Below are 19,507 nucleotides of genomic sequence, written 5' to 3'. Positions count from 1 at the left end.
TTCGACTGGCGTTTCAGCGGTGTTACTTGATGGAAACCGTGGCGCCAGCTTCTTCCAACTCCTTCTTGAGCTTCTCTGCGTCTTCCTTCGAAATCCCCTCCTTGACTTTGCTCGGAACGCCTTCGACGAGATCCTTGGCTTCCTTCAATCCCAAGCTCGTGGCGGCCCGGACGACCTTGATCACGCCGATCTTCTTGTCGCCAAAGCCTTCGAGCACCACATCGAACTCCGTCTTTGCCTCGGCTGCCGGAGCAGCAGCGCCGGGGCCGGCCGCAGGGCCGGCCATCATCACCGCGCCGCCGGCGGCGGGCTTGATGCCGTGGACCTCTTCCAAGTAGTCGCTCAGTTCCTTGGCTTCTTTCAAGGTCAAACTGATAATCTTCTCGCCCAGATCTTTTGCACCGGCGGAGAACTCACGAGTCGCTTCAGCGGTCGCCATGGTTACTTGCAATCCTTCTCTTAGAGTTTCGGGGTCACTTAGGGGAATGACGATTTTCTAATCACGAATGACTAAAGAATGGCGAATGTCCACATGATGAGCGATCAGCCGTTTCGAAGCCCACGGATCATGGAGTTCTTTGTCATTCGTCATTGCGCAGTTGCTTGAGCATCCGGTGCGGCAGGTTCCGCCGCAGGAGCCGCTTTTTCCAAATCCTCGGCACGTTGCTTGATTTGGCTCGCCAGCGATCCGCCCATGCCGATCAATTGAGCCGACAGCTCCGCGCCCGGGCCGAGGATCTGGCCGAGCAAAATGCTCAGTTGTTCCTGCCGGCTGGGCCATTTGCTGACGACCTTGATTTCGGGCGCCGACAGCTTCGTGCCATCCATCGCGCCGCCGCGAGGCTGGAATCCCTCGAATTCCTTCAACTCGGTGTAGCGCGTGATCTCTTTCGCGAGCGACACGACATCTTCGGCGCCCCACACGATCGCCAGTGTTCCCGACATGCCTTCGAAGGCCGTGGCGATCGACGTACCTTCGGTCGCCCGGCGGGCCAAGCTGTTTTTTACCACTTCAAGGCGGATGTTCTTGCTGCGCAGCTCGCGGCGAAGCTTCGTCGTCCGAATGGCATCGAGCCCGACGACATTCACCAACAAAACATCGTTGATTCCCGCAAGCTGACTGCGCAGGTCTTTGGTCACCAAGTCTTTGACAAGTTTGCTCATGATCGGTTCATCGCCGGGGTTCGGCCGGCAGTCTATAGTTTACGGAAGTCGGTCAAGCTTGATGCGGCATGCCTGGGCTTGGCGGGCACCCTACGCCGCGATATGAACGCCGGGGCTCATTGTTGCGCTCACCGTAATCCCCTTGACGTATTGCCCTTTTACGCCGTGGGGCTTCAGAGCCAGGATGTGTTGGATGAAGGCTTGGATATTCTCGGACAGTTTCTTCTCGTCGAAACTCAGCTTGCCGACCACCGCGTGGATAATTCCGCCGGCGTCGTTGCGGAATTCGACCTTGCCGGCTTTATATTCGCGAACCGTTTTGCCCACGTCCGGCGTAACGGTGCCGGCTCGGGGCGACGGCATCAGGCCTCGCGGCCCCAGCACCTTGCCTAACGGGCCGACCATCCCCATCATGTCGGGCGCCGCGATGCAGGCATCGAAATCGGTCCAGCCGTCTTTGATTTTCTTGGCCAAGTCGTCGGTTCCAATTTCATCGGCTCCGGCCTCCTTTGCCGCCGCCGCTTGGTCTCCCTTGGCGAACACCACGACCCGTTTCGACTTGCCGATGCCGTGCGGCAAAACGATCGAGCCGCGGACCAGTTGATCGGCCTGCTTCGAGTCGATGCCCAAGCGGATGGCGATTTCGACCGACTGATCGAACTTCGTCGTGTTGAATTGCTTGAGGATGGCAACCGCCTGATCGACCGGCACTGCCGCTTCGTCGGCCGGGACCTTTTGGGTCATCACTTTGAATCGTTTGGTGAGCTTAACCATGGTTTGCTTCTTGGTTCGTTCAGGGGGTCAGGCACATTTTTCGGCGATGCGGTTGGTCTTAATTCCTGCCGCCATATGCCGAAAAATGAGCCAGACGCCATCGGGTTCAGGGGGTCAGGCACATTTTTCGTCGGTGCGGTTGGTCTTAATTCCTGCCGCCATATGCCGAAAAATGAGCCAGACCCCGTCGTGTGCCTAGTGCGTTTAACCTTCAACCGTAATGCCCATGCTGCGTGCCGTTCCTTCGACCATGCGGGCGGCATGATCGGCGTCGCGGGCATTCAGATCGGCCATTTTCATCTTGACAATGTCGGCGATTTGGGCTTTGGTAACCTTGCCGACTTTTTCCTTGTTCGGAACGCCGGAGCCCTTGGCAATCTGGGCAGCTTGCTTCAATAGGGCGGCAGCCGGCGGGCTCTTCGTGATGAAGTCGAAACTCCGGTCGTTATATACATTCACCACAACCGGAATCGGCATTCCGCCCGCCTCGCGGGTCCGTTCGTTGAATTGCATCACGAACTGGCCGAGATTGATTCCGAACTTACCCAACGACGTGCCAACCGGCGGGGCTGGGGTCGCCTGGCCACCGGGCACCTGAAACTTCGCTTGTCCGACTAACTGTTTTGCCATGCTTTAACCGTTCGATATCTGCGGGGTGCGCAAAACATTTCAGGAACCGATTCTCACTCGTCCGGTCGCTCAATTGAGCGAAAGAACGCGAATCGGTTCCGGGTTCTCTTGGCTCAAACCGATTCGATCTGCCAATACTCCAATTCGACGGGCGTCGAACGGCCGAAGATATTGATCATCACGATCACTCGGCCATTCGCCTCGTCGATGCTGTCGACGTCTCCTTCGAAATTCTCGAATGTTCCTTCGTTGATTTTGACGCGATCCCCCTTCTTGAAGGCGATCTTGAGCTTCGGTGCTTCGTCGGTCTTTTCTTCGCTCTTGGCAAGGATTTTTTGCACGTCCTGGGCGAGCATCGGGCTCGGCCGGCCGATGGAACCGGTGAAGTCGCCGATGCCGGGCGTCTCGCGGACGACGTACCAAGTGTCGTCGTTGATTTCCATGTTGACGACGAGGTAGCCCGGATAGAGCTTTCGCTTGCTGATCCGCTTTTTGCCCCCTTTGAACTCCGACACCATTTCCGTGGGCACGATGCATTCGCCGAAAAATCGCTCGAGGCCCTCCATCTTCACGCGTCGCATCAATCCTTCGAGAATCGATTCCTCGCGGTTGCTTTGCACCTTGAGGATATACCACTCCTTGCGGATCTCCTCCGGGGCCGGCTCCTCGGCAACGCCGTTGGAATCGGACGAAGCCGGCGGGGGCGAATTGACTGGCTCCGCACGCTTTTTCTTCTTCGAACCTTCCGCGGGCGATTCCGCCGCGGCCGTTTCGGGGACGGCATCCGCCTTAGCTTCAGGCGCAGCTTCTACGTGCGACGGAGCGGCAGCGCTCGCCTCGGCAGCTTCTCGTGGATTTTCAGCGTCGTCGCTCACAACCAGTCCTCGATCCTATTCACTCACACCAAAACCACATCTCAACGTGGCTGGCCTCACCGGTCAGCGAACGCCAAGCCACGCCAACAGCCGTTGCCAAATCGCGTCGTAAATCGTCAACATCGCGGCTAGAAAAACCAGCGTCACGATAACGACGACCGAGCCGCGAATCATTTCCGGCCGCGTCGGCCAAGAGACTTTGCTCATCTCGGCTTCGACGGCGATCAAAAAGTCGGCAAACTTCGGCAAGTTCACCAAGCGAAACGAAAGCCACAACCCCACGACCACGACGATCCCTGGCAGCGCGTAGCGCGTGAAACCTGTCGTCCCGAATACGTCGCTCATCCGCAAAGCGCCGATGATGATCGTCAGCGCGAGCGCGACGAACGTCACCTGCCGGGCAATGCGTCCTTGGGTTCGTTTATACAAACCCACCTGGAACATGTCCCGCCAAAAACCGCCCCACGCTGCTTCTTTTTCTTTCCCCATCGATGGGTTCCGTCAGTTTCCATTTTGTCGATCCACCATGATCGCCCGCGATCAAGGCCACACGGCCATCGAGGCAACGCCTGGCCCACATTCCTTTGGCCGACTTCGCGAATGCTGTTTCGCTCGGAACAGCCGCTCTCGCAGCTCTCGGTTCGGCAATTCAACCGTGGTTTCAACTGCAGTCTCGACCGCGGTCCCCGGCAACCGCCGTCTGCGTTTCAGACGGGCGATCACCGACCCAATGCTACAGGGGCGGCGGGAATCGAACTCGCAACCTCTGGTTTTGGAGACCAGCGCTCTGCCAATTGAGCTACACCCCTTCGTTTTCTACGGAGAATCGAATCGGTTCTTAGGCGAGAATCTTGGTCACCACGCCCGAGCCGACCGTTCGACCTCCTTCACGGATAGCGAACCGCACGCCATCGTCCATGGCGATGGGCGTGATCAATTCGACGCTAAGCCGGGCATTGTCGCCGGGCATGCACATTTCCGCTTCGCCGACCAAATTGGCCGTCCCGGTCACGTCGGTCGTGCGGAAATAGAACTGCGGTCGATATCCGCTGAAAAACGGCGTGTGCCGCCCGCCTTCTTCCTTGGAAAGCACGTACACTTCGGCTTCGAATCTGGTGTGCGGCGTGATCGAGCCGGCCTTCGCCAACACTTGGCCACGCTCGATTTCCTCGCGGCGAATACCACGCATCAGGCAGCCGACGTTGTCGCCGGCTTGGCCTTGATCGAGCGTCTTGTTAAACATTTCGACGCCCGTCACGATCACTTTACGAGGCTTTTCGGCGAGCCCGATCAACTCGACTTCGTCGCCGACCTTCACGACGCCGCGTTCGATCCGGCCCGTGGCCACGGTGCCGCGCCCTTCGATCGAAAACACGTCTTCGACGGCCATCAAGAACGGCTTGTCGACTTCACGCGGCGGCTCGGGAATATAGCTGTCGACGGCATCGAGCAGTTCCGAAATACACTTCGATGCAGCCGGATCGGCCGGATTGTCGTAAGCGGCTTTCGCCGAACCGCGCACGATCGGGATTTCATCGCCGGGGAAGCCGTAGTGCGTGAGCAGTTCGCGCAGTTCCAACTCCACCAATTCGAGCAATTCGGGATCGTCGACCAGATCGACCTTATTCAGGAACACGACGAGCGCCGGAACACCGACTTGGCGGGCCAAGAGGATATGCTCGCGCGTCTGCGGCATCGGGCCGTCGGCGGCCGATACCACCAGGATACCGCCGTCCATTTGGGCGGCGCCGGTGATCATGTTCTTGATGAAGTCGGCGTGGCCCGGACAGTCGATGTGGGCGTAGTGCCGCTTGTCGGTTTCGTACTCGACGTGGCTAACGGCGATCGTCACCGTCTTGGTTTCGTCGCGGACGGTGCCGCCCTTGGCGATGTCGGCATAGCTCTTGGATTTTGCCAATCCCTTTGCCGCCTGAACGGCCAGGATTGCCCCGGTCGTCGTGGTCTTGCCGTGGTCAATGTGTCCGATGGTTCCCACGTTGACGTGGGGTTTTGTCCGTGCGAATACGTCTTTGGCCATTCTAGCTCCCTACAGTGGTCGAACGAGCGAAAGCGAAGGTTGAACAACTCCTTGGGCAACACCGCCCACGAGCCTGCCTGTCGCTAACGAAACAACCCGTCAATCAAATCCGTGCAAAAATCCTCGACAACAACAATCTCGACAACAATAATCTTTTCCCGACCGCAATTGCTTTAAAAAAAGCTGCTGATGGGAGTTGAACCCATGACCTCGTCCTTACCAAGGACGCGCTCTGCCAACTGAGCTACAGCAGCAATTGCGCTCCATTGCGGCCGGCCGGCCAAGATTCAACGTACCATAAAGCCCAACGCCCAGTCACCGCCTCTTGAACGACGCTCTCTTCGGCACACGCTCATGCCCCAGGTTGACGCCGAACCTCTCCCCATCCCATGGCATACTGCCCACGACATACTGCCCAGGACATGCTGCCCACGGCACAGTTACCGGCCTCTCAAAACCTTCCCCGGCCCGGAAAGGCAAAGCGGGTGAAGGGAATCGAACCCTCGTCTTTAGCTTGGAAGGCTATTGCTCTACCATTGAGCTACACCCGCAGCAAAGGGGAGTCGCCGCCGACTTTTCCACATTCGCGAGCGAGCATGCAATGTCGGGCGTACCGCATGTCGATGCCGTGGAACCAACGCCGGGTAGTCAACAATCCGGCCACCACCCTTCAATGCGATTTCTCACCGGAGCACCCCACCGACCAAAACCAATCAATAGCTGGGGGGTGCAGGATTCGAACCTGCGAAGGCAGAGCCACCAGATTTACAGTCTGGCCCCTTTGACCGCTCGGGAAACCCCCCTCCGTTATTCTCGCCGGCTGATTGCGGTCCTCGCGGGCTAAGTCGCTCGAAGCAACAGGACGAGCTAGCGGAGGGACTTGAACCCACAACCTGCTGATTACAAATCAGCTGCTCTGCCAGTTGAGCTACGCTAGCCTGCGAGAAGGTGCCACGAAAACAAGTAAATATAATGATCCTACGCGCCCATGCAAGATGGGTTGCAAGGGGTTTTTGGAAAATCAATCGAGCGACCGCGAGAACGCATCGCCTCGCCGGACCGCAAAAAACGCCAAGCCCAACTGCCTAGGCTCGCTTCCCATTCCGACGACAATCGGAATCTGGGCGCGACTCATACGTCAAAGTTCGAAGGCAAAACCCGGCGTCTCGTCGCTCCTGTCGCTTGGATCCCCTGGCTTGGGGCACCATTGAAAAAGCGTGCCTCCGGTGGAGACACGCTCGAAATCTCTTCAACCAAACAAGAACGATTCCGGGATCGCATGCTACCGCTTTCGCGATCACATCCCTGGCAAATCGATCTTTTCCTCTTGCGCCGCTTCGCGAAGCTTACTCAGAGCCCGGGCTTCGATCTGGCGGATTCGCTCTTTGGTCACTCCATTCTCGGCCCCAACCTCTTTCAAGGTCAGCGGTTCGTGGGAGTGATCGAGCCCGAATCGACTAATGATAATCTTTCGCTCACGCTCGTCAAGGCGCCCCAGGATTTTTTCGACCTGCGATTGCCGTTGCGACTGCGCGCTCTCCTGCTCGTACTGGTCGGTCCGCTGATCTTCCGTCGTTGCGAACGTTTCCAATTGGCTCGTGCGGAATCGATCGCGGCGACGATGTTCGTCGGGAATCGTCCGTGCGAAGTTCTTCATGATGGCCCAACTGGCGTACGTGCTGAACTTATTGCCGCGGGCATAGTCGAATTTTTCCGCCGCCCGAATCAACGACATATTCCCGTCGCTGACTAGTTCAAAAAAGTTGTCGGTCGGCCCGACGTGCCGCTTGGCGATCGACACAACCAAGCGCAAATTCGCCCGCACGATTTGGTTCTTCACGGCCACGGCCTGATCGTAGAGCCGCTCGATTTCATCCATGACGGTGCTCTTGGCATGGGCCGGATCGAGCCCTTCGCGGAGCTTCCCGGCGGCATACTTCAAGTAGTTGAACTTCCGGAACAGATGCGCTTCCTGTTCGCGGTTCAACAGCGGCACCTCGTACAGGCTGGCCAAATAGGGAGGCAGCCCACTCGGCAATCGCACCTTCTTCTGCGGAGCATCGGCCTCCGGCGTCGGGCCAAGAATTGTCTTGGCGGCGTCGGCCCGGGCGAAACTCGGATTCGGAATCAGGTCGAGAGGCAGCTCCAAAATTCGCTTCGCCCGCATTTCATTGATGATGCGGTAGATGCTCGTTTTGGTGCGGCAGAATCGCTTGGCCAGCGATTCGACCGACCCGCCCCGTCGATATTGTTGGTAGATCTTCTTCTTGCTTTCTTCCGAAAGCGGACCGCTCGCCTCGGGAAAAACCGCTATGTCGGGATGCTCTTGGTCAAACTGCTTGAGCGTATAGCGGATGGTCTCGATGCTCCGGCCCATGCGGCGCGCGAGCCGACGCGTCACCTCGGCTGGACACCCTCCGGCGGCGGAAAATCGGCGCGCCCGATCGATGATCTGCTCCCGTTCCGAATCTGAAAGTTGGCTGAATTGCGCCCCGCGGCGGACGCGTTCCTCATTTTGAGCGGCAAACCGCTCGACCGAACTTTTAAGGAAACCGACTCGCTTGCGGCCGTCGAAAACGAATCGCCGGCTCACCAACCCCTGTTGGCGCCAACGCGAGATCGTCTTCGTCGAGACATTAAACAACCGGCTCAATTCCTCGACCGTCAGGACTTGCTCGCCTGCCGTCTCGGCCTGCACGTCCGCCGCCTCGGAGAGATCTTCGACGAACAACCGCAGATCGTGGCTGGCGTCTTGTCCCTTGATCTTCAGGTTGGCAAACAATTCAGGCCGAAAATCGGTGATCCGATAGCACAGGTAGTCGTAGGGGTAGGTCCGTTGGGGCTCGATTTCCGTCAACAACTTCTCCGCACGATTCACTTGCTCGACCTTTTTTTCGCGCGGAGCGAAACGCACCTGCTGATCGCGAAGTTGCCGGATGACTGGGTTGAAATAATCGGTGTGCATCTTAGTTCTTTCTCCGTCCTATATCCGTTGCCAGCTTTCCCTGCGAGCTGTCGCTCGCCCAGCATCGGTCGTTCCAACATCCGGCGACGATTTTTCCCAACCGTCTGGGTTGCCTTTCAAATGCGGAAGCTTGGATTGTCGTATTTGGGTATTCATAAACCGTCGCAAACTCTCGTTGATCAATGCCCAGTTGCCCGACATTTCTACGAAATAAGGTGTTGAAATGTCGAGACAAAGTTCGCGATGGACTCCTTAATTAGTTGCCGCCGAGCCGCCAACCGTGTACACGAGTTGCAAAATCTTTAAGCGATTCAAAGCGAAATCCTTCAATCGACCCAAATCTCCACTGCTCGCCAATCATCCCACCCCGCCGATATCGTTGACGTAACTCTTGATTGTCTTGAGCTTTGGGGCGGGGGGCGTCGATCTTAATCGAAGATCAACTTTTCTCGATGCAAAACGCGCTTTCCCTGCCCCATCTCGGAGCGGAGGTCCGTCTTATGAACACCGTCGTTCGCCGCAGCTCGCTCCTCCTTCCCCTAACATTTGCCTGTTTTGTCCACCTGCCAAAAATGGCGGCGGCAGACGATCTTTACGATCTGCAAAGCAAGTGCCAATCCAAAGGCGTATACAGCGTTGCTGCAAAAATCCAGGTCGATGGTAAGTTGCAACCCTCCGCAGACGCCAAAACGGCATCTCTGCCGATAACCGTCAGGGGGCGATTCAAGTACGACGAAATCCGCCTCGACGATGGCAAAACGGCCAACCGCCGGTCCCTCCGCTATTACCATGAAGCGGGAGCAGCCATCGAAGTCAACAAACATCGCGATTCCCCCAAACTGCGGGAAGATTCGCGGTTCGTGCTAGTTCATGCCGACGCGGCCAAAGTCTCCATTTCCTCGCTCCATGGCCCGCTGACTCGCGAAGAACTCGACTTGATTGATCTGCCGGCCAACACGCTTTTGATGGACCAACTGATGTCCGCAGAGAAGGTCAACGTTGGCGGCTCTTGGAAAGTGCCCGACGCTTTGCTGGCCAAACTGGTGTGCGTCGATATCGTCAGTCGCAACGAAGTGACCTGTGAACTCAGCAACGTAAACAAATCCGTGGCGGAGATCAAAGTCGGGGGGCGGCTGAACGCGGCCGTCACGGGGGTGGCGACAGAAATCCGCCTCAACGGCACGGCGACGTTTGATCTCGATCATCACTGTCTCACTTCAATACAGCTACGTATCAAAGAAAGACGCGCGATCGGATACGTCGGCCCGGGTTTGGACGTCACCGCTCAACTCGATATTCAGATCACGCCGCAGGCCGATTCCGCGGAGCTGACGCCCGCCATCGTCAAGGAGGCCGGCGAAAGCGATCCCTCCACGCATCCGCTGGCCCTCCGCAGCGAGACCGGCGGCTATCAACTGGTTTACGACCGCCGTTGGCACGTCACCCGCAACGAAACACAATTGGTCGTTCTCCGCTTGATCGATCGCGGCGAATTGATCGCCCAATGCAATATCAGTCCGCTGCCTCGGCTCGATCAGGGCAAGACGGTGACGATCGAAGAATTTCAAGCCGAGGTGCAAAAATCGCTCGGCAAGCGGTTCGATAAATTTGAGACGGTTGCCGAAGGAAAAGGGGCGGGGGGCCTGCGGGTATTGAAGGTCGTCGCGTCGGGTTTTGCTTCAGAAGTGCCGATCCAATGGCGGTATTATCTTGCGATCGATCCCGACGGACGGCGGCTGGCGTTGGCCTATACGATGGAAAGCGATCTGATCGAACGCTTCGCCGATGCCGACGTGGCGATGACCGAAAGTATCGAATTCGAGGCCACCTCGCCTATCCCGGCGAATGACCCTGAAAAGGCCGAGGCCGCGGCAAAGAACTAACCGATCGTCTTCGCGTGTTCTCGCCCTGTGAAAGCGCCGATTAACTAAGAGCTTTTGCTTGAAATTGGGCCAAGCTTTGTCGTATAGTTGCGTTCGTTGAGCGAGTATCCGCGGAGCCTGATTCAAACCAGGTATCTCCAGAGCCCGCCCCGGAGTCGATCCGGCGGCGGGCTCTTTTTTTGCGCCTTCGCCAAGCCCTTTGGAGACCGATCCGATGAGCCAATGCGTCACGTTGCGATCCATTCCACCCTCGTTGCCCGGAATCGCAAACCTCCCGGGCTTGCTGGCCCTGCTCCAGAAATTACAACAACTTGCCGCCCCGCTGGCGACCGCCGACGGCCTGCGGCAAGCAATCGAGTTATTGGTGCAATTCGGCGCCGCCGCAGGATTGAACCCGGCTTGGCTTGCCCGCTTGGAAAGCCTGCTGAGCAACACAAGCGGTTTCAACACCGTGCTGTCGATCATCGCCTATCTCGAATCACTGGGCGGCTCGAGCAGCTCCTCGGGCAGGCCGGTCGGCGCCAGTGCTTCCCCCGCGACTGCCGAGTTGGCGATCGACGCCCAGTCGCTCGTCGATTGGCTGCCGATCGTGATCCAGATTTTGCAATTGATCCAGAGCATTCGCGGCGGTTCGTGAGCCGCGTCAACTTGCAGCTCCAGGGGGTCAGGCACATTTTTCGGCGGAAGGGTCGGATGGATATTTCCGGCCGACAGCGGGCCGAACAAATGAGCCAGACCCCGGACAAAAGGAAATTCACAGCAATGCCTCGCAGTTTCGCAACATCCTTGACGCTCGTCGCCGTGCTGGCGATGTTCGCCATCACGGCGCTTGCTCAAACGCCCGAAAGCGAGCTGCGTGCGGCGGTGGCGGATGTCGAGCAATTGCCCGCCGAAGTCCGGCCCGGGGTGCGATATCTGTCGCTGTACGCGATTCCGGCGGCGCGGCGGCCGGCGGCCACGCAGGTGGTGGCGTACACATTAAATTCGCTGAGCCGCACCCGGGCGATCTTCGTTCCCACAACGATGAGTCCGACGCTGCTACGGTTTTCGATTTCGAATTTCGTGACCGACGGCCGTGAATTTGCCGCCTGGTCGGCCGCATGGGAAAAGCTGGTCGAGAGCGATCCATATTGGCATCTGCCGACGGAAGTCGCCGTCTCGAGTGGGCCAACCGACCCCACGCGCCAAGCGCCCACGCCGACCAAGGCGGCACAAGCCGCAACCGCCGCGGCCCTGCGAGTCACAACCGACGGCGGCTGGGTGGGTCTCGATCAAGCCGCGAAACTGCGATCCCTCACAACAAGCGCCGGCGCGATCTTGCGGGCCGACGATTTCATCGCTCGCTCCACCGTGCCTCCAGCCTATTACGCATTTTCCGGTATCCCGGCCACCGAGACCGAGTTTCTTAAAACGCTGGGCGTCGAGAGCGAAACGATCGAGCGGCTCCGCGCCAATGCCGGCGCAAACCTGCTCATTTCCGGAATCACGCAAAAGCCCCGGCGTGTGGTCTGGCTGCAAGGCCCGCTCGGAGGCGTGTATCAAACGCTCGACGTGCAGCAAGTCGATGCCAATCGCGATCCGATCCGCCGTCCGCTATCGGTCGACGGAGCGAATCTGAAATTCGACGCGGGCGAATGGTTCGCCGTAGCGCCCAACGGCCTGTGGCGCACGGCGCTCTACGATGCCGCCGGCAACCGCCAAGATTCGGTGCCCGACAAGATTGCCAAAGACACAAGCGATCCGCTGGCCGACGGCGTGGTGGTGCCGATGATTTCGTGCATTCGCTGCCACACGGAAAGCGGGCTGCGCCCGTTTCGCGACGACCAAACTCGCCTGCTGGCCACCGGCCGCGTCGATTTGCGCAGTAGCGATCCCACGCTCGTGCAGCGAATTGCGGAGTTCTACGATGAGCCGCGGCTGCAACGGCAAATGGATTTCGACCGCCAAACCTACGACCTTGCCGTCGCCCGCGCGACCGACGGAATGAAGGCAGACGAATTGGCGGCGGCGCTGGCCGCGACCGTTCGCGAGTTCGCCTACTTGCCCGTGACGCCGACCCAGGCAGCTCGCGAACTCGGCATCGATGCCGACGCGTTGGGCGATGCGCTCGGTCAATCGCACGACCCGATCTTGCTGCTGCTTGTCGAGGGGCGCCAAGTGTTGCGTGGACAGTGGGAATCGAGTTTTGCTGAAGCGGCCACGTTGGCCGAGTCTTGGAAAGTTCGTCACTAAGGCTCGGCCGAAAATAACTTCTCCACAGAACCGTCTCCCCTTGCGGGAGAGGAACGGGCGAGGAGCTCGAACAGCGGAAGTTATTTTTCGGCCGAGCCTGATTTTTGTCGAAAAGGAGATGTCGATGCCGAAGCTGCGAAGTCACAAGCGTTATGGTTGGGTTCGCGATCTGCCGGATCACCGCGACTTTTTGTATTCCGCGCCGCCGCACGTGTTGCAGAATCTTCCCTCGGCCATCGATTTGCGGGCCAGTTGTCCGCCGGTTTACGACCAAGGGGATCTCGGCTCTTGCACCGCCAACGCGCTGGCGGGCGCCGATCAATTCGATCAACTGCGGCAAGACAGTTCGGCTCCGTTTGTTCCTTCGCGCTTGTTCATTTACTACGGCGAGCGGCAAATCGAGGGAACAATCGACTCCGATTCCGGCGCTCAGCTTCGCGACGGGATGAAAGTGATGGCGTCGGAAGGGGCCCCGCCGGAAACGGATTGGCCGTACGACATCTCGCAGTTCACCGTCGAGCCGGCAGCACAAGCATACGCCGACGGACTGCAACACAAGGTGACCGCCTATCAGCGAATCCCGCAAAACCTGACACAGATGAAAGCTTGTTTGGCAGCCGGGTTTCCGTTCGTATTCGGATTCACCGTCTACGACAGCTTCGAGAGCGACGAGGTTGCGGCGAGCGGAATCGTGAATATGCCCGGGCCGACGGAACAAGTCGTCGGCGGACACGCCGTGATGGCCTGCGGTTATTCCGATGCTCAGGGGCGGTTCATCGTCCGCAACTCGTGGGGCGAAGATTGGGGACAAGCAGGCTATTTCACGATGCCCTACGCCTATCTGCTTTCAAAAAACCTCTGCAGCGATTTTTGGACCCTGCGAACGGTGGCCTGAAGAAAGAGCTCGACGCGGGCGGATATGTGCCGATCGGGTTTTTCCAGCTTTGGAACGCCCGCAGCCGGCGCTTGATCTATCCGGAGCACCATGCGACGGCCGCGCGGAGCGATATGTTGTTTTCGTTGCAATGGGCCCGACAGCAACGGCAACTATTGCCGGAAATCGTCGGCCGCTTCGGCGTCGGCCGGGTACGAATAAAGGCCGGCACGGCTCGCTTTTCAATCAACGACCAATTTCGAAGGAGGTTCTGCGATGATCGCTCGGCCAAGGCTCGGTGTGTATTTTCTTTTTGTCTGCTCGTTGATCGGTTGGCAGGGAGGCGCCTGCGGCAGCGCGGCGGCGGCCTGCCGCGTTAAGACGCAGGCGGTCGTCGCGCAAACGGTCGCGGTTGCGCCGGTGCCGCTGGCGGTTTCCGTCGGTGTGCCTGTCGCCGAGATTACGCCCTACTACTACAGCTACTCGGCCTACAGCAATTACTCCCCGCAGCCGGCGCCCTCCATCGACATCGACGCGCTGGCAACGAAGCTCGCCGCGAAACTAGCGGCCAACGGCAACGCAAGCAACGATCCGCAGCCGTCGCCGCCGCATCCGAGCACGCCCGGCAAAATCGGGCTGCAATCGCTCGTGGCTCAAAAGTGCGCTCAATGCCATTCGGCGGCGGCGCCAAAGGGGAACGTGTCGCTCGAAAACCCGGCCGCCCTCGATTGCCGGACGCGACTCAAGGCGATCCGCGCCGTATTGTCGGAAAAAATGCCCCAGGGCGGACCAAAACTCACGCCCGACGAAGCCGGTAAGGTGCTGGAAGAACTCGTCGGACAGTAACCGCGCGTGCGTTGTCGATGGTTCTGGATTCTTGTCTCTTTTCAGGAGTGAATGCGATGAAGCTGTTTTGCAGTTGCTTGGTGGTCTGCGCCACGACGTGTCTCGGTTGGTTGTCGCCCGCGTCGGCTTGCCCGGTGGTGACAGGCGTTTCGATGCTAACGCCGGTTGCGCAGTTTGCAGTCGCGGTGCCGGTGGCAACGCCGGTGGTCGCCGCGCCGGTGGTTGTTGCTCCGAGCGTAGCGGTTGCATTTGCGGCGGCACCGGTTGTCGCTGCCCCGATTGTCGTCAGTCCGCCGGTAGTGGCGTCGATCGTGGTGCCTGCGGTTTCAGTGTTCGCGTCGCCCGTCGTGGTTTCGACGCCGCTGGTCGAGCGAGTCCGCGTTCGATCGTCGAGGCGATTTCGCACCCCCGTTCGCTCGCTGCTGTTTCGCTAAGTGTTCAACGGAAAGCGGGCGATCCACGATCACGCCATTCCGGGGTTGCGGCAATCGCAACCCTGGGATGGGCGGATTCACCGAGGTTTTCAAGACATGACGAATTCCAACGGCAACCGCGTCAGCCTCTCCGCGGGCGACTGGATCAAAATCATCTTGTTCATGCTGGTACAAAGCACGGCGCTGATCGGTGTCGGGATCGATATGCGCGAACGGCTGGCGGTGGTCGAAACCCAGCTCAAGAATCGCGAGGAAGGCCTGACGGAACTGCGCGAAGACATCATCGAGCTGCGCAACGAAATGGTGTCGTTGCGAAAATAGCGGCACGGCCTTACAGGCGAACGCATGGAGATCGGCATGAAAATTCGCGATCGAATCAAGGAACTGCGGCGGGTGCCGGCGGCCCAGTTGCGCCCAAACGCGCTCAATTGGCGAACGCACAACGACGCGCAGCGCGACGCGCTGCAAAGTGTCTTGGCACAAGTCGGTTATGCCGGAGCACTGTTGGCCCGCGAGCTGCCCGACGGTTCGCTCGAATTGATCGATGGCCATCTCCGCGCCGAAACCACCCCGGATATGGACGTTCCCATTTTGGTGCTCGACGTGGATGAAGCAGAGGCCAAGCTGATTCTGGCAACCCACGATCCGCTGGCCGGCATGGCTGGAATTGCCGCCGACGCGCTCGAATCGCTGCTCGCCGAGGTGGATTGCGACAATCCAGCCTTGCAGGCAATGTGGGCCGGCTTGAGCAATGCCGAGGAACTCGTGCCCGGCGAAGAGCCTAGCGAGCCGCCGAAGGAAGCCAAAATTGGCGCACTGTTCCAAGTCGTCGTCGAATGCGCGAATGAAGCAGAGCAGCAAGCGTTGTATGAACGCCTGATGGCCGACGGCCTCAAATGCCGCGTGTTGACGTTATAGATCCTAGTGTTGCGTCAACGCTGAATTTTGGGATCGTCAAAGCGATTCGCCCGACGATTCGCCGCCTTCCACCGATCCACGATCCAACATCTTCGCAACACTAACCCGAAGCGTTAGCGAGGGAGCCCCGCAACGGCGGCATCATCTCATTGCAGGCGGCAAAGCCGCGCGCACATTGGATGACTACGTTCGTAACAGCGACCCGGCAACGGAGCGCATCCTCGCTTACGCTTCGGGCTAGTGTTGCGTCAACGCTGAATTTTGGGATGGTCCAACTTTCAGCCACTACCTGCCGCCGACTCGGTGGGCTCGCGAAACCGCGGGCGAGCACCCATGACGAACGGCGGTTGGCTGCGCGCTTGCGGTTTCGCGCGTTGCACGAAGTCCCACGTTCTTTCTTCCGACCATCCGAACCGTCGTCCGTGATTTCCCGCCGCGCTGGCCAAAAGCATCAGCAGCAATAGAACGACGATCGCGACAATGATCGCCACGGCGGCGATCTTTCGCCACGAAGTCGGGGCTTCGCCGGTCGATCGGCCGGTCTGGCCGTTGGCGACGAATCGAAAAACGCGGTCCTGATATCGATAGGCCATGATCCAAACCGGCAGCAGCAGCGGGCGACTTGTCAGGTTGGTGACGCGAACATTGACATGCAGATTGCGCGCTTTTCCGGGAACATCTTGCTGGCACGCCTCGCGCTCGATTTCCTCGAAGCCTTGATTCGCGACGGGCCGGGCGTATTTCCGTGGAACCGTGAATCGCTCGAAGGTGGAATTCACCAGATCGACTTTGTCGGGCGTCAATGCGGGCCCAAGATCGAATGGGCAAATGGCCGACGTTTCCGCCGCAGTCAGCGCGCTGCTGGCGCCGACCAGCAGACCGTCGCATCGGCCTTCGTGCTGCCCCGCGGTTGGAAACCACGAGGCGCGAGCCCCGGGAGGCGTGCGACTCGAGTCGGCCGTCCAATACGTGTGCGTTTCGGCTTGGAAAACCCAATACGGAACATACACCGGCGTCATGGATACGACCAAAGCTTGCTCCGATAAATCGCCCGGCCGCCAAAAACTGCTGCCGAGCCATTTGCGCATTGCCGCGATCGCATCGGCCTGCTGGATGGCGAAGGGGACGACGCCATCGGGAGCGATTTCTTTCGCGTCGGGTTGCTTCTCGAGCTGCGTCGAGCCGCAGAATGGGCAGCGCAGCGCCCCGGCCCGCGCGTCGTAGCTCATCGACGCGCCGCATCCCTTGCAAGTGAAATTGCAGGTCACCTCGTGCGCCGACGGCGGCTTCTGCTGATCCTTGTTCTGCGGAGCCGCGGTGCCGCAATTGGCGCAAAACAAATCCTCTTCATCGAGGATCGCGCCGCATACCGGGCATTTTTCGAGAACGGCGGCCATAAGAATTCCTGCTCCTGTGCAGCATTTTGTAAGCGGTCACGCGTGAAACTGCAAGCAAAGCGGAAAAATGCGCGTCTCATCCCGGCGTACCGAGACCGCACGGCTTCGGCAAATTAGAGCGACATTTCCGATTATTCCGATTTTAACGGAAGTTCCGATTTCCCAGCGTCGATAAATTTCCAACGCTGAAATGCAACGCATTTAGCCGCACTCTCTCATTGCTAGCGAACAGGAACGGACCTTATGAACGTCCAATGGCGTAAGCTGGGTAGCATGGTGTTGGCCGCCAGCGCGACGATCGCGCTTGGCTTCATGGCATCGACGGTCCGGGCTCAAACGGCGGATGGCGGCTCGAGCAGCGGTTGGCACGATCGCTCGCCCATCGACGACGATGCCGACGCCCGGCCAATCGAATCGCAGCCCGAGCGCCCCGTTCGCCCAATGGAATCGCCGCGAGCAGGCAGCCCCGGATATGCGCCCAGCTATCAGCAGCCGCAAGCAGCCGACGCGCGCTCGAATGCCGCGCAACCGCCGGCCGACCGCGGCTATCGCCAGACGAGCAATCCTCCGCGTTCCAGCCAGAACGCACAATATTCAAATCAATATCGCGACCCGAATGCCGACCAACGCCGTCCTGTTCGACCGGCGAACCAAGCCCAAAACTACCCGACGCCGCAGGCCGGTTCGACCTCGGGCCCCTACTACGGCTATCCGCCGGCGCGCGCCCGCACGGTCGCCTATAGTCGGCAGGATATCGAGTATGCCGACGACCAGCCTCATATGGCTCCCGGCACGATGATGCCTGGCCAGCCCGGCATGTCGGTCGAGATGCAGCAACCTGGGCAGCCGATGATGGATGGCCAATCGGGTCCGTTGGGCGGGCCGGAAGAAGGTGGTGGCGGTTGTGCCAATGGCAACTGCGCCTCGGGCGGCTGCCCGGATGGAAATTGCGATTGCGGCTGCAACTGCTGGCCGAAGAATATGGCTCGCGCGTTCGACGAGTGGTGCCATCAGGATGCGTTCCGCGATTTGTCGGTCTATGGCGGCGTCCAGGGATTCAAGGGGCCGATCGACAATGGAATAAACGGCGATTTCGGTTTCCATACCGGTTTCAATTGGGGCGTTCCGCTGTGGGGCTGTGCCGGCATCGGAGCTCAAATCGGAGCCGAAATCGACCAGTCCGACTTCGCCCCGAACGCCACGCCCTACACCGAGCATCGCCAGCAATACTTCATCACCACCGGCCTTTTCTACCGGCCGACTCGCGAATGCGGTTGGCAAGGCGGCCTTGTGTGGGACTATCTGGACGACGAGTATTACGACGCTATTACGGTCGGACAGATGCGCGGCAATTTGAGCTATGTGGTCGATTGGAGCGAATTCGGATTCGAGTTCGCCGCCGAAGTGCATAGCAACTATCATCCGGCCGACGACACCCTCTACCGCCCGGTCGATTTGTACACGGTCTATTACGGTCGGCGGCTTCGCAACGGCGGCCAAGTGAAAGCATTTGCCGGCTTGGCGGATGGCTTGGGTGCGATTGTTGGCACCAATCTGGACATCGCGATCAGCGATTCGTTTTCGCTCGAAGGCGAATTCGCCTATATCATTGCCGACAAGGTGGCTGCCGGATCGGTTCCCGGCGAGACGGCCAATATTGCCTTCAGCGTGGTCTGGCATCCGGGCTGCCATGCTCGCGACACGTTCGACAGCGCCTATCGGCCACTGTTCAACGTCGCCGACAACAGCTCGCTCATCGTAAACCGCCGCGCGCCGTAAGCGATGGTTTCGATAGCCGATGGCCGGACTGTTCGGCCGGCCCTATTTTTCGGTGTGTGCGACGGCTTGCAACACCGCGGCGAATTCGGCCAGAATCATTGCGGTCGCGCCCCAGATGCGGTGCGTGCCGAAGGCAAAATACGGAACTCGCTGCGTATTGCCGGTTCGGTCTCTGCTGAACTCGCCTGTTTGCGACACGTCTAAGAACGTCGCCATCGGCAATTCGATCACCTCGGCAACTTCCGCAGCGTTCATCAGAAACGTGGGGATTCGAGCGATTGTCGCGACCCAAGGCGTCACGAAATTGTTGCTGACGAACACGTAGAGCGGCGAAAGCTGGCCCAACGGGCCGATCCCCTCGCCCTTCACTCCAATCTCCTCTTCCAACTCACGCAGGGCGGCCTGCCACGTCGTTTCGCCCGCTTCGATGAGTCCGCCGGGCAAGCCGATTTGCCCGCCATGGTGCGACAAATCCTTGGGTCGCACGATCAACGGCAGCCGCCATCCATCGTCGGCCGGATAGAGCAGAAGCATCACGGCCGCTCGCCGCGCTCCTTCCGGCGGTGAGGCGAAATACGGCCCGCTAAGCGGCATGGGCGCCATCCGCCGCTGGGCTTCGATTCCCGGCAACGGCCGCCGCAATTCGGCCCGAATCTGATCGATCCACCGCGAATCCATGGGAGAGGCTTGATGCTACA

General features: G+C 59.3%; 19 protein-coding genes and 5 tRNA genes. 9 read left to right on the top strand and 15 right to left on the bottom strand.

Translation table 11 applies throughout. The features are described 5' to 3' along the window. Positions 1–22: 22 nt before the first annotated feature. The 13 genes from rplL to VHX65_01180 all read right to left on the bottom strand — a co-directional run bounded on the left by rplL (position 23) and on the right by VHX65_01180 (position 8,446). Positions 23–439, bottom strand: a complete 417-nt coding sequence (rplL, locus tag VHX65_01240) for a 50S ribosomal protein L7/L12 (protein ID HEX3997153.1) — start codon at positions 437–439, stop codon at positions 23–25. Positions 440–588: 149 nt separating this feature from the next. Continuing rightward, positions 589–1,164: a 50S ribosomal protein L10 gene (gene rplJ / locus VHX65_01235; GenBank protein HEX3997152.1), complete on the bottom strand. Its 576-nt coding sequence runs from the start codon at positions 1,162–1,164 to the stop codon at positions 589–591. Positions 1,165–1,254: 90 nt separating this feature from the next. After that, a complete protein-coding gene (rplA, locus tag VHX65_01230) occupies positions 1,255–1,938 on the bottom strand; it encodes a 50S ribosomal protein L1 (GenBank protein HEX3997151.1) in 684 nt (227 codons plus the stop codon). 204 nt (positions 1,939–2,142) lie between these two features. After that, positions 2,143–2,568, bottom strand: coding sequence for a 50S ribosomal protein L11 (gene rplK, locus VHX65_01225; protein ID HEX3997150.1), 426 nt, complete (start codon positions 2,566–2,568; stop codon positions 2,143–2,145). 113 nt (positions 2,569–2,681) lie between these two features. Beyond that, a complete protein-coding gene (nusG, locus tag VHX65_01220) occupies positions 2,682–3,443 on the bottom strand; it encodes a transcription termination/antitermination protein NusG (protein HEX3997149.1) in 762 nt (253 codons plus the stop codon). Positions 3,444–3,506: 63 nt separating this feature from the next. Continuing rightward, positions 3,507–3,932 carry a preprotein translocase subunit SecE gene (gene secE / locus VHX65_01215; protein ID HEX3997148.1) on the bottom strand — a complete coding sequence of 142 codons (426 nt, stop codon included), beginning with the start codon at positions 3,930–3,932 and terminating at the stop codon, positions 3,507–3,509. A 247-nt stretch (positions 3,933–4,179) separates the two neighbouring features. Beyond that, positions 4,180–4,252: transfer RNA gene (locus VHX65_01210), tRNA-Trp, on the bottom strand. A 29-nt stretch (positions 4,253–4,281) separates the two neighbouring features. Continuing rightward, a complete protein-coding gene (gene tuf / locus VHX65_01205; GenBank protein HEX3997147.1) occupies positions 4,282–5,481 on the bottom strand; it encodes an elongation factor Tu in 1,200 nt (399 codons plus the stop codon). 181 nt (positions 5,482–5,662) lie between these two features. Continuing rightward, a tRNA-Thr gene (locus VHX65_01200) sits at positions 5,663–5,735 on the bottom strand. A 226-nt stretch (positions 5,736–5,961) separates the two neighbouring features. Beyond that, a tRNA-Gly gene (locus VHX65_01195) sits at positions 5,962–6,032 on the bottom strand. A gap of 170 nt (positions 6,033–6,202) precedes the next feature. Further along, positions 6,203–6,284: transfer RNA gene (locus VHX65_01190), tRNA-Tyr, on the bottom strand. Positions 6,285–6,346: 62 nt separating this feature from the next. Beyond that, positions 6,347–6,419, bottom strand: a tRNA-Thr gene (locus VHX65_01185). Positions 6,420–6,778: 359 nt separating this feature from the next. Continuing rightward, the gene (locus tag VHX65_01180; protein ID HEX3997146.1) at positions 6,779–8,446 is read right to left on the bottom strand and encodes a sigma-70 family RNA polymerase sigma factor; all 1,668 of its coding nucleotides are present in this window, start codon (positions 8,444–8,446) and stop codon (positions 6,779–6,781) included. Between the two features lie 500 nt (positions 8,447–8,946). Between VHX65_01180 and VHX65_01175 the strand changes: the two genes are divergently transcribed. The 8 genes from VHX65_01175 to VHX65_01140 all read left to right on the top strand — a co-directional run bounded on the left by VHX65_01175 (position 8,947) and on the right by VHX65_01140 (position 15,633). Next, positions 8,947–10,329, top strand: coding sequence for a hypothetical protein (locus VHX65_01175; GenBank protein ID HEX3997145.1), 1,383 nt, complete (start codon positions 8,947–8,949; stop codon positions 10,327–10,329). Between the two features lie 214 nt (positions 10,330–10,543). Then, on the top strand, positions 10,544–10,966 hold the full coding sequence (locus VHX65_01170; protein ID HEX3997144.1) for a hypothetical protein: 423 nt from the start codon (positions 10,544–10,546) through the stop codon (positions 10,964–10,966). A 125-nt stretch (positions 10,967–11,091) separates the two neighbouring features. After that, positions 11,092–12,561, top strand: a complete 1,470-nt coding sequence (locus VHX65_01165; GenBank protein HEX3997143.1) for a hypothetical protein — start codon at positions 11,092–11,094, stop codon at positions 12,559–12,561. A gap of 124 nt (positions 12,562–12,685) precedes the next feature. Beyond that, positions 12,686–13,456, top strand: a complete 771-nt coding sequence (locus tag VHX65_01160) for a C1 family peptidase (GenBank protein HEX3997142.1) — start codon at positions 12,686–12,688, stop codon at positions 13,454–13,456. A 255-nt stretch (positions 13,457–13,711) separates the two neighbouring features. After that, a complete protein-coding gene (locus VHX65_01155) occupies positions 13,712–14,281 on the top strand; it encodes a hypothetical protein (GenBank protein ID HEX3997141.1) in 570 nt (189 codons plus the stop codon). A gap of 56 nt (positions 14,282–14,337) precedes the next feature. Next, positions 14,338–14,715 carry a hypothetical protein gene (locus tag VHX65_01150; GenBank protein HEX3997140.1) on the top strand — a complete coding sequence of 126 codons (378 nt, stop codon included), beginning with the start codon at positions 14,338–14,340 and terminating at the stop codon, positions 14,713–14,715. A gap of 96 nt (positions 14,716–14,811) precedes the next feature. Continuing rightward, positions 14,812–15,036 carry a hypothetical protein gene (locus VHX65_01145; protein HEX3997139.1) on the top strand — a complete coding sequence of 75 codons (225 nt, stop codon included), beginning with the start codon at positions 14,812–14,814 and terminating at the stop codon, positions 15,034–15,036. A 36-nt stretch (positions 15,037–15,072) separates the two neighbouring features. Next, positions 15,073–15,633, top strand: a complete 561-nt coding sequence (locus VHX65_01140; protein ID HEX3997138.1) for a ParB N-terminal domain-containing protein — start codon at positions 15,073–15,075, stop codon at positions 15,631–15,633. 278 nt (positions 15,634–15,911) lie between these two features. On the opposite strand, the gene VHX65_01135 is transcribed toward VHX65_01140, so the two are convergent. Beyond that, complete coding sequence (locus VHX65_01135; protein HEX3997137.1) at positions 15,912–17,030, bottom strand: zinc ribbon domain-containing protein; 1,119 nt, start codon at positions 17,028–17,030, stop codon at positions 15,912–15,914. Positions 17,031–17,273: 243 nt separating this feature from the next. On the opposite strand from VHX65_01135, the gene VHX65_01130 reads away from it, so the two are divergent. Beyond that, a complete protein-coding gene (locus VHX65_01130; protein HEX3997136.1) occupies positions 17,274–18,809 on the top strand; it encodes a DUF6666 family protein in 1,536 nt (511 codons plus the stop codon). Positions 18,810–18,851: 42 nt separating this feature from the next. Here the strand turns inward: VHX65_01130 and VHX65_01125 are convergent, their stop codons facing one another. Next, positions 18,852–19,487, bottom strand: coding sequence for a CoA pyrophosphatase (locus VHX65_01125; protein ID HEX3997135.1), 636 nt, complete (start codon positions 19,485–19,487; stop codon positions 18,852–18,854). Between the last annotated feature and the right edge of the window lie 20 nt (positions 19,488–19,507).

This window comes from Pirellulales bacterium (genome assembly GCA_036267355.1).
GTDB lineage: Bacteria > Planctomycetota > Planctomycetia > Pirellulales > DATAWG01 > DATAWG01.
The sequence above is the reverse complement of the archived record's forward strand: the minus strand, read 5'-3'. Positions and strand labels throughout refer to the sequence as shown.